Source organism: Acinetobacter sp. CIP 102129 (assembly GCF_000368305.1).
Lineage (GTDB): Bacteria > Pseudomonadota > Gammaproteobacteria > Pseudomonadales > Moraxellaceae > Acinetobacter > Acinetobacter parvus.
Map to the genome: position 1 here is coordinate 495,445 of NZ_KB849341.1, position 14,513 is coordinate 509,957.

10 protein-coding genes are annotated in these 14,513 nt (G+C 40.8%); 2 read left to right on the forward strand and 8 right to left on the reverse strand.

The features are described 5' to 3' along the window. Positions 1–192: 192 nt before the first annotated feature. On the reverse strand, positions 193–1,818 hold the full coding sequence (locus tag F973_RS10425; protein WP_004761683.1) for an inorganic phosphate transporter: 1,626 nt from the start codon (positions 1,816–1,818) through the stop codon (positions 193–195). Between the two features lie 437 nt (positions 1,819–2,255). Here F973_RS10425 and metH point away from each other — a divergent pair, with 437 nt between their 5' ends. Then, a complete protein-coding gene (gene metH, locus F973_RS10430) occupies positions 2,256–5,942 on the forward strand; it encodes a methionine synthase (protein WP_004761685.1) in 3,687 nt (1,228 codons plus the stop codon). Between the two features lie 58 nt (positions 5,943–6,000). Here the strand turns inward: metH and F973_RS10435 are convergent, their stop codons facing one another. From F973_RS10435 to F973_RS10450, 4 genes are all read right to left on the reverse strand, one after another. Next, complete coding sequence (locus F973_RS10435; protein WP_004761687.1) at positions 6,001–7,938, reverse strand: DNA cytosine methyltransferase; 1,938 nt, start codon at positions 7,936–7,938, stop codon at positions 6,001–6,003. An 87-nt stretch (positions 7,939–8,025) separates the two neighbouring features. Beyond that, complete coding sequence (gene def, locus F973_RS10440) at positions 8,026–8,508, reverse strand: peptide deformylase (protein ID WP_004761688.1); 483 nt, start codon at positions 8,506–8,508, stop codon at positions 8,026–8,028. A 206-nt stretch (positions 8,509–8,714) separates the two neighbouring features. Beyond that, positions 8,715–9,206: a DUF2505 family protein gene (locus tag F973_RS10445; protein ID WP_004682721.1), complete on the reverse strand. Its 492-nt coding sequence runs from the start codon at positions 9,204–9,206 to the stop codon at positions 8,715–8,717. Between the two features lie 109 nt (positions 9,207–9,315). Further along, positions 9,316–9,606: a hypothetical protein gene (locus F973_RS10450; protein WP_026040014.1), complete on the reverse strand. Its 291-nt coding sequence runs from the start codon at positions 9,604–9,606 to the stop codon at positions 9,316–9,318. 177 nt (positions 9,607–9,783) lie between these two features. On the opposite strand from F973_RS10450, the gene F973_RS10455 reads away from it, so the two are divergent. Then, entirely contained in the window at positions 9,784–10,224 is a 441-nt protein-coding gene (locus F973_RS10455) for a universal stress protein (RefSeq protein ID WP_004761690.1), read from the forward strand. Between the two features lie 59 nt (positions 10,225–10,283). Here F973_RS10455 and F973_RS10460 read toward each other — a convergent pair whose 3' ends face one another. From F973_RS10460 to F973_RS10470, 3 genes are read right to left on the reverse strand one after another with little or no spacing between them, the layout of a single operon-like run. Further along, positions 10,284–11,447: an alanine racemase gene (locus F973_RS10460; RefSeq protein ID WP_004761691.1), complete on the reverse strand. Its 1,164-nt coding sequence runs from the start codon at positions 11,445–11,447 to the stop codon at positions 10,284–10,286. An 18-nt stretch (positions 11,448–11,465) separates the two neighbouring features. Further along, positions 11,466–12,758, reverse strand: a complete 1,293-nt coding sequence (locus F973_RS10465; protein ID WP_004761693.1) for a D-arabinono-1,4-lactone oxidase — start codon at positions 12,756–12,758, stop codon at positions 11,466–11,468. Then, positions 12,755–14,491 (reverse strand): neutral/alkaline non-lysosomal ceramidase N-terminal domain-containing protein, encoded by a 1,737-nt coding sequence (locus F973_RS10470; RefSeq protein WP_004761695.1) that lies wholly within the window; start codon positions 14,489–14,491, stop codon positions 12,755–12,757. Before F973_RS10470 ends, F973_RS10465 begins: the two co-directional genes overlap by 4 nt. Positions 14,492–14,513 lie beyond the last annotated feature (22 nt).

Sequence of the window (14,513 nt, forward strand, 5' to 3'; positions counted from 1 at the left end):
GAATGAATCCATTTCAAAAACAAATATTTCAACTGGTAAATGGTATGTTATTTTTTGTTGAAAAAATATTCCTCATTTGAGGAATAGACTTTTTATATTTTTTTAGATAAGGGGATGCAAAACAGGTATTTTGATCAAAAAAAAGCCTTGCTGAAGCAAGGCGTTTAAAACGTTAGATTCGACTCTTTGCAATCAAGACACGAACTGTAGGAACAACCAGTATAGTCCGCCTGAGATTGTAATCGTTGCTGGCAAGGTAAAGATCCAAGCCGAAAGAATGGTTCTCACTGTCGCAAAATTCAGACCTGACTTATTCGCCACCATGGTCCCTGCTACCGCAGAGTTCAACACGTGGGTGGTCGATACTGGCATACCAAAGCCATCCGCGGCTGCAATCGTGGTCATCGCCACCAATTCTGCTGACATGCCTTGACCATAAGTCATATGGTTTTTACCAATACGCTCACCTACAGTCACGACAATACGCTTCCAGCCCACCATCGTACCTAGACCTAAAGCCAATGCTACAGCCACTTTCACCCATGTTGGGATATACTGTAAGAATGAATCTAAGTTACTACGATATTCTTTTACTGTCTTTTTGCCCGCTTCCGACATCGCTGGCAATTGATCCGCTTTATCCAAGCGTTTGAACGCTGTCGTGCTTAAGTACATGTCATTACGTAGTGCAGAAACTTCAGCTTCAGGAATATCTTTAAGATCTCCGTAATGGCCAACACGCTCACCCAAATGATCTGTCAAACTGGCTAAAGCAGGTACAACTTCTGGAGTCATTTCTTTGGTTTGAATATATTGCGTGATCACCGTACGGGCTTTTTCATCTGCAATATCGTTATGATTCGGATAAATCACAGCCGCAGTTTGACCTGAAAGTTGAGCAAATGACTGAATATGCTGTGAATCTAAATTCTTATTTAAAGAATAAGCCAAAGGCACGATACCAATCAAAATCAACATGATTAGACCCATACCTTTTTGACCATCATTTGAACCGTGAGCAAAACTTACACCTGTGCAAGTAAAAATCAAAATGGCACGAATCAGTGGAGGTGGTGGTTTGTTGCCTTCAGGTGGTTGGAACAGTTCCAGTTGTTTCTTAAAGATTTTTTTCACCAATAAGAATAACACTGCTGCAAAAGCAAAACCGATCATGGGTGAAAACAGTAAAGCTTTACCGACTTTAATCACCTGATCCATATCAACACCTGAAGCACCACTGCCTGAATGCATCAAGTAGTTCATGATGCCCACACCCAAGATCGAACCGATCAAAGTGTGTGAACTCGATGCTGGAATACCCAAGAACCATGTACCCAAATTCCACAAAATCGCAGCAATCAACATGGCAAACACCATGGCAAAACCTGCGCCTGAGCTGACATTCATAATCAACTCAACGGGCAGCAACGCAATAATACCGTAAGCAACAGCACCACTCGCTACCATAACCCCAAGGAAGTTACAGAAACCAGCCCACATCACTGCAACAGGTGCAGGTAATGCATTGGTGTAGATCACCGTCGCTACAGCATTTGCTGTATCGTGAAAACCATTAACAAACTCAAAGCCCAGCGCAATAAAAAGTGCCGTTGATAGAAGAATAACTGAATATAAACTTAATGCTGGAACGTGCGCCAAGTCAGCGCTCACCTGAAAACCAATATAAATAAGTGTTGCAATAATAATTGTTAAAAACACCGGCATAAAGAATTTCGGTGTAGGGACATGCACATTCGTCGATTTTGCCTGTGAACTGGCAAGCGGTGAATCCGAAACAGGAGGAAGATTAGAATTCATGTAGACGGCAAGAGGATAATTAAATCCCCTGTATTGTTTAATTAAATTATGACAATTATATGACAAAGGACTGTCACATGAAGCCAAAATTTCATAGTTTTGTCACATTTTCTGGGATTTTATTAGGAAAATCTCACTCTTTTTTAAAAAATTAATTATTAAAAACAGCATGTTAATAAAAATACTTTTAAACTAAAACTATTTGTCTGATTTTGCAACAAACACAACAAAATATGAAACTTATTTATCATATTTCGAAATATATGTTGTCTTTTAAAGCATTATTCACCGAAATTATTGCAATTTCATGAAGCTTTTATGACATTCTCCATTTAGTCTGATGAATCACCCTGACTGGGCATTGAAAATACACGCTTTGGCGTAGCTTCTGTTACAATGCGACTGCTTTTTAAACTTGCTATGTACTGGGGTTCCTTATGTCCACACTTGCCACCCTGAAATCACTTCTTGCCCAGCGTATCCTGATTATTGATGGTGCAATGGGAACCATGATTCAACGCCATAAATTACAAGAAGAAGATTATCGTGGTGAACGCTTTGCAGATTGGGCATCAGACCTTAAAGGCAACAATGATTTATTGGTGCTAACACAACCACAGATTATTCAGGGCATTCATGAAGCCTATCTGGATGCTGGCGCAGACATTATTGAAACCAACAGCTTTAACGGCACTCGTGTTTCCATGTCGGACTACCACATGGAAGACCTCGTACCCGAGATTAACCGTGAAGCAGCACGCCTAGCACGTGCGGCATGTGACAAATATTCAACCCCAGACAAACCTCGTTTTGTTGCAGGTGTGCTTGGTCCCACTTCCCGTACCTGTTCAATTTCACCGAATGTGAACGACCCTGCTTTCCGTAACATTACTTTTGATGAACTCAAAGAAAACTATATCGAGGCGACACATGCCCTCATCGAAGGTGGTGCCGATATTCTTCTGATTGAAACGGTATTTGATACGCTGAACTGTAAAGCAGCGATTTTTGCGGTTAAGGAAGTATTTAAGCAAATCGGTTATGAATTGCCTTTAATGATTTCAGGCACCATTACCGATGCATCAGGTCGTACTCTGACAGGTCAAACGGCTGAAGCATTCTGGAACTCGGTGCGTCATGGTGATTTATTGTCGATTGGTTTTAACTGTGCATTGGGTGCGGATGCCATGCGCCCACATGTTAAAACCATTAGTGATGTCGCGGATACTTTTGTTTCAGCGCATCCAAATGCTGGTTTACCGAATGCGTTCGGTGAATATGATGAAACGCCAGAGCAAACCGCAGCTTTTTTAAAAGAGTTTGCAGAAAGTGGTCTCATCAATATTACAGGTGGTTGTTGCGGTACCACACCAGATCATATTCGTGCCATTTACAATGCTGTTAAAGATATAAAACCACGTCAAATTCCTGAAACCAAACCAGCCTGCCGTTTAAGTGGTTTAGAACCATTTAACATTTATGATGACTCTTTATTTGTCAATGTCGGTGAGCGTACCAACGTCACAGGTTCAAAAAAATTCCTGCGTTTAATCCGTGAAGAAAACTTTGCCGAAGCTTTAGAAGTTGCACAGCAACAGGTTGAAGCTGGCGCACAGATTATCGATATCAACATGGATGAAGGCATGCTCGATTCGCAAAATGCGATGGTGCATTTCCTTAACCTTGTCGCTTCTGAACCAGATATCTCACGTGTGCCGATCATGATTGACTCATCTAAATGGGAAATCATTGAAGCGGGCTTGAAATGCGTTCAAGGTAAACCTGTGGTGAACTCGATTTCCCTCAAAGAGGGTTATGATGAGTTTGTCGAAAAAGCTCGCCTATGCCGTCAATACGGTGCAGCGATTATCGTCATGGCATTTGATGAAACAGGTCAGGCAGATACCGCTGCACGTAAACGTGAGATCTGTAAACGTTCTTATGATGTGTTAGTGAATGATGTGGGCTTCCCTGCCGAAGACATTATTTTCGATCCAAACGTGTTTGCTGTCGCAACAGGAATTGAAGAACACAATAACTACGGCGTTGACTTTATTGAAGCGACAGGCTGGATTAAACAAAACTTGCCACATGCCATGATTTCAGGCGGTGTGTCCAACGTATCATTCTCTTTCCGTGGCAATGAACCTGTGCGTGAAGCAATTCACTCAGTATTCCTTTACCATGCCATTAAACAAGGCATGACGATGGGGATCGTGAACGCTGGTCAAATGGCGATTTATGACGATATTCCAAAAGAACTGAAAGATGCGGTTGAAGACGTTATCCTGAATCAAAATCAGGGTGAAAGTGGACAGGAAGCCACAGAGAAATTGCTTGAAGTTGCAGAAAAATTCCGTGGTCATAGTGGCGCACAACGTGAAGCTGAGAACCTTGAATGGCGCAATCAATCAGTTGAGAAACGTCTTGAATATGCACTGGTTAAAGGGATTACCACTTATATTGATGAAGATACCGAAGAAGCCCGTTTAAAAGCCAAACGCCCTCTTGATGTGATCGAGGGTGCATTAATGGATGGCATGAACGTGGTCGGTGACCTGTTCGGCTCAGGAAAAATGTTCCTGCCACAAGTGGTAAAATCTGCCCGTGTTATGAAGCAAGCTGTAGCATGGTTGAATCCGTACATTGAAGCGGAAAAAACAGGTAGCCAGTCTAAAGGTAAAGTCCTGATGGCAACCGTAAAAGGCGATGTACACGATATTGGTAAAAATATCGTGGGCGTGGTGTTGGGCTGTAATGGCTATGATATTGTCGATTTAGGTGTCATGGTTCCTGCTGAAAAAATCCTGCAAACCGCGATTGATGAGAAATGTGACATCATTGGTTTATCTGGCCTGATCACCCCATCGCTGGATGAAATGGTGTTTGTTGCCAAAGAAATGCAGCGTAAAGGTTTTACCATTCCTTTACTGATTGGTGGTGCAACCACATCGAAAGCCCATACCGCAGTGAAGATTGATCCGCAATATTCAAATGATGCGGTGATTTATGTAGCAGATGCCTCTCGTGCAGTGGGTGTGGCGACTACCCTACTGTCTAAAGAAATGCGTGGTAACTTTATTGCTGAACATCGTGCGGAATATGCCAAGATTCGTGAACGTTTAGCCAACAAGCAACCGAAAGCAGCCAAACTAAGCTATGCAGAATCCATTGAAAATGGTTTTAAAATTGATGACAACTATGTACCACCAAAACCAAATACGTTAGGTACACAGGTTCTTAAAAATTATCCGCTTGAAACCTTAGTACCGTATTTTGACTGGACTCCATTCTTTATCTCTTGGAGTTTGGCGGGCAAATTCCCGAAAATTCTGGAAGATGACGTGGTGGGTGAAGCAGCCACTGATTTATATAATCAGGCACAGATCATGTTAAAAGACATTATTGATAATCATCGTTTTGATGCCCGTGCCGTGTTTGGTTTATATCCTGCACAACGTACCGATGCAGATACCGTGAGTGTGTTTGATGAAAATGGTCAGAATGTCACACATACCTTTGAACATTTACGCCAACAATCCGATAAAGTCACAGGTAAACCAAACTTGTCTTTAGCGGATTATATTAAGCCATCTGCTCAACCAGAAGATTATTTGGGCGGTTTTACTGTATCCATTTTTGGTGCAGAAGAATTGGCAAATGAATATAAAGCCAAAGGCGATGATTATTCTGCAATTTTAGTACAGTCTTTGGCGGATCGTTTTGCCGAAGCTTTTGCCGAGCATCTGCATGAGCGGATTCGTAAAGAATTCTGGGGCTATAAAGCCGATGAAATGTTGGATAATGAAGCACTGATCAAAGAGAAATATGTGGGGATTCGTCCTGCACCTGGTTACCCTGCCTGCCCTGAACATTCGGAAAAAGCCGTGTTGTTTGACTGGTTAGGTTCTGAGGAAAAAATTGGCACCAAGCTGACTGAACACTTTGCCATGATGCCACCATCTTCTGTGAGTGGTTTCTATTATTCTCATCCTGATAGTGATTATTTTAATGTAGGTAAAATCTCACAAGACCAGCTTGAAGATTATGCCAAACGTAAAAATTGGACTTTAGATGAAGCGAAACGTTGGTTAGCGCCGAATTTAGATGATTCAATTGCGTAATTAAGCACACACCAAAAACGATCCCCTTTATTAAAAGAATAGAGGGGATTTTAAATCATCAGGTGTTACGGATTTGTAAATTCAGTTTAAAATAATATTTACCATTGGTTTCCTGGTAAATGGTACCGAAACGATGACGTGTACTGGAAGCTGTATCCAGTTTGGTATTTAAAAATAAATATTCTTTTAAATCTGCATCTTTTATTACATGATAAAGTAAAAGATCACCATCTTTTCTGACCACAACCAAACCATTACAGGTATAAGCACCATCCCACGGCGTACCAGAGAACATGCCTAATAAAATTGCTTTTAGAAAATCCTTAACCCGAATCGTTTTGATTTCATCATCGACTAAATCTCTTAAATAACGCCCTTGACCTTTATAATATTTAAGTAGTGTTTCTGCCAAATATTCTGGCATTAGCGAGTCTGCTTTTCGTAAATTATCATTAAATACGTCATTTTCACATTTATAAAATTCGAGTTGCCCTCCTAATTCTTCAATTTTAGTTAAACGATCCTTTATTTTTGATGAAGTTTCAATTTGATTGACATCCTGTAATGTACCTGTAAAATTCTTCACTTCATAAATAAAATTAGTTGTCGATCCTGCATTGAGTAGTGTTGGCGCACTGCCTAAAAATGATTTTATTCCCAATGGGTCATATTGATAACTTTGATTTTGAAATTCAAAAGAAATATTTAAATCAGCCTTAGTATATGAGTTGCCTTTAAAAGAGCTAATCTTTAATAATTCCAATAAACTCTGTTGTTCAATATTAAAAGTTTTTGTTTCAGGATTTAAAATCGTGTTCTTAATCTGGGCAAGCACTTCATCATTTAAAATATGCTGAATACAGCCTAAATCAATCGTTTGATTTCCCTCAATAATTTTTAAGTGATCGTCACCAATGACATAAAATTTACTGGAACCAATATGTTGTAGAGCATAAATTTTAATAAATTCATTGGGTTGTTTTTCTTCTAACCGAGCATTACCAAATGATAACTTTTTATCATGCATAAGCTTCAGGAAAGCATATAATTCACTCCATTCACCTTTATTGAATTTCATTAAATCCTTTTCCTCTGTACGCTGTATGGTATGTTGTTGTAAATAATTCTGCACTGCTTTTGCTACATGATAGACCACATCCACACAGACACTATTCCCCAGTTGTTTCATGGCCTGGGTTTGATTCACAGGAAACTCAAAATCATCAGGGAAACCCATCATCCGTTTTCCCTGTTTAGGGGTTAAACGGCGTACTTCATGATTGACCAGATAACCGTCCCAGTTACGGCGATCATCAATTGGTGAACTTTTACCACCGACCCTTAAGGTAAAACCAATTTCGCGACTACATTCTGCTTCCCATACATCCGACATATTTAATTTAAGTGGGACTGGTGCTGGAAATTGAAACGCCTGCTGAGTCTCAACCAAATCTTTATTAAACCCAACAATAAAGATACGTGGTCGATGTTGTGGACGGCCGTATTCACTGGCCTTTAAGATTTTATAGTGAACTGAATAGTTTAACGACTCCAGCTCATGCCTGATAATTTGAAAAGTACGGCCTTCATCATGATTCACCAGTCCACGTACATTTTCCAAAATAAATGCTCTGGGCCTTTTTTTCGATAAAATTTCCAGAATACAATAAAATAAATTGCCTCTTTCCGACTTGGCCCCATCAATTAGCCCCTCTCTTTTTCCTGCATGAGAAAAGGCCTGACACGGGAATCCGCCACATAAGATGTCATGTTCAGGAATCAATTCATAGGAGACTGAACGAATATCTCGATTAAAATCTTTTTCATCAATTTTATGGTTTTTTAAATAGGTTTTTCTGGCATGTTCATCAAATTCTGATGCAAAAACACACTGCATACCCAATTGAGATAAAGCAAGATGAAAACCACCAATCCCTGCAAATAAGTCTATAAACTTAAATTTTTCAGAAAAATCAAATTCTAAATTTGTACTCATTCACTGCAAGCTAAAAAAATCATTGTCCTATTATAGCCAAATATAAAATCGGATTGTTAAATGTATTGACAAACGTATGATCAATAATCAATGCATTCTTTCCACAAACAGCACCCCATCCAAATGATCAACTTCATGCTGCACAATACGTGCAGGAAAACCCTCGTAGCTGGTTTCAACCACTTCACCCTGTAAAGTGTAATAACGCACTTTAACCATTTGAGCACGTTCAACCTGTCCACGTTCATTCGGCACACTCAAACACCCCTCTTCACCAAAACAGGTCGCTTGAGAAAACTCTAAAATCTCAGGATTGACCATCACAACAGCATCCATTTCTGGTGCATCTGGATAACGTAAGTTTGGTCGGGACGCCACAATAATCACACGCTTGGAAATATAAACCTGCGGTGCTGCAATGCCAACACCATTACGTTCAAGCATGGTGGCATGCATGGCAGATGCAAGCGCCATCAACCATTCACTATTAAATTCTGCATCGGCCACCAATGCCGCTTTCAGCTTTAAAATGTCTTCACCACGTTGTGCCACAGGTAAAATCACGCTCATCGCATAACCTTATAATTGTTTTGATCAAATCGTAAATAATATCGTATTGGATATTGAATCGGGTTGTCATAATTTTCATTTAAGAATCTTGTCAAAGTACCGCTTTACTCAGTGTGGTTGGTGTCATTCTTGCGCTTCTGCCCTGTTTTCTACGCTTCTAAAAACAAAAAACTCCCCTGACGGAGAGTTCTTTTATCGCATCTAAATTAAAGGTTTTTCTTTAATTCATCTTCAACAATTTCAATCTCAAGTTGGCTAAACTTACGAATTTCGCCCTCTGCATGCTTTTCAAGCATTCCACCGATCAAAGGTACTTTCACCTTTACCGTCCAGGTCAGAGTAATGTCTACTTGGTTACCGTTACCTGTTACCTTACGCTCAGCTTTCGCTTCCAGTGGCAGGTTTGCGCCCAGCTCAACCGTTGAAGTCAGGTTTTTCAAATTGGTGATGTCTGAACGTTTTAAACGGAACGCATTTTTTAATAATTTTTTCGCAACTTCTGGAATATTTACATCAAGGTTATATTCACGGCGTAGGGTATAAATGTCGCCATTGATGTTGGATTCAATAATTTCCAGATTCTCACCTGGAATACGTTTACACACTGCTTCATGCAATGAGGTGTCGGCAACCAGTCTTGAAAAATCTTCAATTGAAACACCGTGAATTGTTTCGTTAACTGTAAATTGATGTGCCATCTTTAAACTTCCGTTTCATTGTATTTAGGATTTCGGGATTGTACAAAATTATAGCACTGTCTCTTGTAGAACAAAGAATTTTCTTGAAAAAAATGGGTGACTGCACGGATTAGTTATTTTTATTGTAATGATACCGCATACATAGTTTTACCGTTACGTGCTCAATATGGCTGATGTATAGGTAATGGTTGCCGTATTCAATGATGGCATAGAAGTGTTCAGCACCATCATCCAGTCCTGTCGCTGACCATGTGGTGCCCTGTGGAAATTCATCCAGCCATGTGGCTTTATAAAAATCCGAAACGGAGTCAAAAGCCAGATAGCTATCAGGGTCATCCATAATTTTGGCGGCCATCTGATCAAATTTTTGCTGTTTAAATGCTTCCAGACTCAGTAGCACAAATGTTCCCATGATTTTAAATAGTGTTAAATTCAGCATCGTGTCTAAAGTTAATATTTAGCCGAATTACAAAAATACCATGATATTCCTAGCGTTATATTTTGCTAGGCCGCGTTCAATATGTTATCAACTGCTTATACTTTTATCTTTTACAACGATAAACTATAAGGAGTAAATATGTCTTATCAAAATATTTTAGTCGCTGTTGATGATTCTCCTATTTCCTATGCGGCGGTTGAACACGCACTTTCACTGGCCAAATTATCAGGGGCAAAAGTAACTGTACTCAGCGTGGTGGCCGTTGATCCATATGTCGGTGTTGATTTTTATCAAGTGGTACCAGCAATTACCGATCATTTTATGCAGGCTGAAGCGCATGCTAAAACCCAACTACAAGATATTTCTCAATCTTTCATTCGCGATGGAATTGAGGTTCAAACCAAAATTCATCATGGCCCAGCCAGTGAGGGTATTATCTTTGTCGCCGATGAAGTGGGAGCCGATCTTATCATTATGGGTTCGCATGGGCGTACAGGGGTAAAACGTCTGCTATTGGGTAGCGTTGCGCGTGCTGTTTTAACTGAATCCCATATTCCTGTGCTGATCGTTAAGCAATAACATACTGTTTCGAATGGAAAAATCTTGTGTTCTACAACAAGGTTTTTCTTGAGGTATTATTATTCTCGAAACGTTTCCCATACTTCAAAAGCATGTTGCTTATAGAGCTTTAGTACTGAGAATTGCGGAATAATCGCCTCACTTTGCGTTGGTCTTAAAAACACAAAATCATCGACCTGAATATCACAATCTCTTGGAACGTTGACTAACTCCTGATTGCTACTCCGTCCATATAGAAAATGCGGATGTGCTTGTTTCGGATAGACGTAATTGGCCAGCCAATAGCCGCCATAAATAAATAGGGCTTTAGATTTGTGTGGCAGTTTATCCAGTACAGACATGGCGGGAAGTTGGGTATAAGACAATACTTTTAATACTGGCGTAGCAATCCATAAAGCTGGCCGTAAAGCGGCTAAAAACTGACTGTCAAAATCGCTTGGTTTTAATAACATCGAACCAAAAGACAGATCATTGCAAACACTTTCTGTGGTATGAAAACTAAAAGTAGGACTGCCCCCGCCATTGAAACAAAGATTATCATTCCACAACGTAGGAAACTGTTTTTGAATCAGTTTTTGATATCCGGAATAAACCTGTTGTGATTGCTGATACGCCTGTCCTGGCTTTTTAATTAAGGCTGGAATCTTGGTGACATGCGCATCATAACCCATTAAACCCGACAGTTTTAAATACTGTGGATATTGCTGAATCAGCTTTAATATTTCAGTGAGTTGCTGGGTTGACTGCACCCCACCGCGATGCAAGCCGACATCAATTTCAATATTCATTTGCAAGCAGATTGAATACGCCTGTGCAATCTCTAAATATTGTTTTAAACGCTGCGTGGTATCCACCAGCCATTGAATCTTTGCATCAGACCATTGCGAGTGCTGTTCATAGAAATGATGTACCGCTTGGGCTGGCATCGGCTTGCCCAGCAAAATATCCGCTTCGGCAAAGTTTTCTAATATTGCAATGATATGCGGTTGATGGAATAGCATAAATCGCTGGGTATTGATCTGCTCTGATAATAATTTGAGCAAGTCCAGACAAGCCAGAGATTTTACCACCAGACGTGGTTTTAAGTGTTGGGCATGGGTAAGTCTTACTTGAACATGCTGGATATTTTGTTTTAAGGCAGCCTCGTCCACGATGAGTTGCGGTGTCGCCATCCCCTGCTTTTTTAGATCAAGATTGAGTTGTTTAAAAAAATAATCCAGCATACTGATGTCCTTGTTGTTTTAGTCTTTTGCTAAAAATAACTTTTCCAGATATGGATTTAAAAACTTGGCCTGTGGGTCAAGCTGCTGACGCAAGGCCATAAAATCATCCCACTTTGGATATAAGGCACGAAGCTGTGTGCTAGTCATATGATGCATTTTGCCCCAATGCGGCCGTCCCTGATATTTCTGCAAAATTGGCTCAACCACATCAAAGATTAAACGTGGGTCCTGTTTATGATATTGATGTACTGAAATCGAAATTGAATCCTGCTGATAAAACGGACTGAGCCAAATATCATCAGCTTTGACAAAGCGAAATTCCAGTGGAAAAAAGGTGGCAACCTGATGCTTTCTTAAGGCACGCAACACCTCATCCAGACATGCAATGCCCTGATCAACGGGAACATGGTATTCCATTTCATTAAACTTGGTATTGCGTGGCGTTGGAAATATCTTGCTCGACCAGTCAATATAGGTGCTTGGTTTGACAAAAATACCCAACAATTTCTGTAAATACGGATTCAGTGAGGGAAAGCTTTTGGTCAATTCAGAACACATGGTCAGCAAGGTATCATCCGAGGGGAAATTTTCCTTGCGTGGCAAAATCTCCTCATCGGTTTCATCCAGCGTTTTCAGCATCAGCTGTTTTTCATAGGAAAATACAAAACACTCAATATGCCGATGCTGGTGTTTCCATTGCTGGATGTGCTGCATCATGTCCTCAACAGGACAAAGCTCAATGTGTTCCCTGAGTTTATAGCGTGGACGATTTTGCATGGTGATCTGGGTCAATATTCCCAGACTTCCTAGGGAAACACGCCCAGCGGCAAAGATTTCAGGGTTTTCGGTTCGACTACATTTTAAAATTTCACCCGAAGCGGTAAGTAGCTCAAAGGCTTCCACATAAGCCGAAATACAGTGCAAATCGGCTCCTGTCCCATGTGTTCCCGTTGACACCGCACCTGCCAGACTTTGCTGATCAATATCACCCTGATTGATCAAAGCCTGATTAATGGATTGCTGCTGTAAATACTGATCTAAATCGTATAAACGTGTGCCCGCATAAATATTGCTTTGACAACGTTCTAGATCGAAAGATGCAACACCTGAAATTCGATCTAAAGATACTAAGGTTGCATCGGTACACACTAACGGGGTAAAGGAATGCCCTGCACCTACCACCCGTATTTTTGCATGATCCCGAACAATAGACTGCAATTCATGAATATTGGTGGGTTGTAGAATCTGTTGCGGCTTGGCTTTTTGGAAGCCCGACCAGTTCGACCAGATGCCTTGTTTTAAATCACTCATACTGCCTCTCCCTGGCTGGTGGCAGTTTTTAAATTACCATAATTGCTTCGTTTTGCGAGTTCCTGTTCTGGAATCGGTTTTGGTCGTGTGACTTGATCATAATTACGCTGATTTTTATCCAGCAATAATTGTTCAGCCAATAACTTGAATTTGCTTTGGCAAGCCACCAGTGTCCATTGTCCAAATAAGGTATGTCCACCCTCATAGGCCTGTTCCTGATATTCTTCATAGGTGGTGACATAGCCCATATAATCATTGCAGTAGGAGGCCAACCAAACGCGCTCTATATCAGACTGATTAGCAAATACCTGTTTTACCGTATCCACAACCCGTTGTCCTGCAATGGTGGTGAACTCGCCTGGACAGCAGACTATTGCCAAATTCCCCAATCGAATCATCTGTAATGGCACAACGTTTGGCACCAATGGACTCTGCTGAATCGCGCCTGCCTTGACCTGTCGGTTCATCTCTGCAATGAGAGGATCAAGAATACTGGGCGGAAAACCAATCGGCTGACCCAAAATCTTTTTAGAGCCTGCCTCTAATACAATCTGTTTCGGCCCCTGTGAAGCATAGAGTTGTTGATAGTTGACAAAATCTGCTGCCTTGGGATTTTTGCTCTTTTGTTTACGCAATTGGTCTGCCAAAAACTGCATACCTTTAATTAATGGCTTTGGTGCGCCTAATCCATCGACAGGCGTACCTGCAAAAAAAGCGGTGCCATGACAGGGTTGACTGGTTTTTGCGCCAATCTGCCCTTGTGCAAATTCAGTTGGAATCTCAATATTGCTTAAATCCACATAGGAACATATCGCATCAATTTTTCCTTGTATTGGCTTTACAGATTGCTGGAATGCAGCCAAAGCCAGTTCACTTTGATAGCGTCCATTTTGCTGTGCATATTGGTATTCCTGTTCGCCTTTAATCTTGTTACGAATTTTAAGCTGATCTTTGCCATGAAAATGCGGAGAGACATCGCCTGCAGTGGCTTGAGCAAAAATGGTGACTGGATTTTGAATACCTTGCTCAATTAAAGCCTGCTCAGAAAATGCAGCGGCATAACCTTTATTGTCTCCATCATAAGCCTTTAATTTATTACCAAGACAGGTGGCATGGACACCAAACAATGAAATAAAGGATTGTAACTTTTGTTCCCGATAAAAACCGATCAGTTGCATTTCACGGTTTAAAGCCAAATGTGTTTCACGCTCTGAATATGGCTTCACCTCTGGATTACGGTTATAAGCCTTAATCGAGCGATTCCATGCCACAGGTGTATCTGCGGCAAAATGCTGGGTGCTAAGACAAATCTCAGTGTCTTGTTCAGTATTAATGCAAGTTTGGATACTCAGTACAATGGCATCCACAATTGCATTTAAATGTTCGGGCACAAAACCTGGGGTTGGCATGTTATATAAGGCTTCATGGGCACAGCCCCCTGGCCCAGAATGGGTATGGGTTGCCATCAACACCAATTGATTTTCATCAAACTGGGAACCCAATATTTGCTGTAATCGCTGCATAGATTGACTGCGCATGGCATGGGTAATACAACCCAAATCCAGACAGCAGATAATGAGCCGATGCTGTTGCTGATCAATAATACTAAAGCTACGTGCATATAACGCCGTACGTTTTTCATAGGCACGATGTGACCATTGTCCATAGCCAAACATGGCATAGCCTTTTGGTGTAATTTTAATTTCCTGTTTATCCCAACCAACCTGATACATTGGTATTTTCCTTTTAAGTTCT

Excerpts from the sequence above, each read along its gene's own strand:
- F973_RS10445 (WP_004682721.1), bottom strand. The coding sequence starts at position 9,206 with ATGGCACATCAATTTACAGTTAACGAAACAATTCACGGTGTTTCAATT.
- F973_RS10435 (WP_004761687.1), bottom strand. The coding sequence starts at position 7,938 with ATGAGTACAAATTTAGAATTTGATTTTTCTGAAAAATTTAAGTTTATA.
- metH (WP_004761685.1), top strand. The coding sequence starts at position 2,256 with ATGTCCACACTTGCCACCCTGAAATCACTTCTTGCCCAGCGTATCCTG.
- F973_RS10465 (WP_004761693.1), bottom strand. The coding sequence starts at position 12,758 with ATGAGTGATTTAAAACAAGGCATCTGGTCGAACTGGTCGGGCTTCCAA.
- def (WP_004761688.1), bottom strand. The coding sequence starts at position 8,508 with ATGAGCGTGATTTTACCTGTGGCACAACGTGGTGAAGACATTTTAAAG.
- F973_RS10455 (WP_004761690.1), top strand. The coding sequence starts at position 9,784 with ATGTCTTATCAAAATATTTTAGTCGCTGTTGATGATTCTCCTATTTCC.
- F973_RS10425 (WP_004761683.1), bottom strand. The coding sequence starts at position 1,818 with ATGAATTCTAATCTTCCTCCTGTTTCGGATTCACCGCTTGCCAGTTCA.
- F973_RS10460 (WP_004761691.1), bottom strand. The coding sequence starts at position 11,447 with ATGCTGGATTATTTTTTTAAACAACTCAATCTTGATCTAAAAAAGCAG.
- F973_RS10470 (WP_004761695.1), bottom strand. The coding sequence starts at position 14,491 with ATGTATCAGGTTGGTTGGGATAAACAGGAAATTAAAATTACACCAAAA.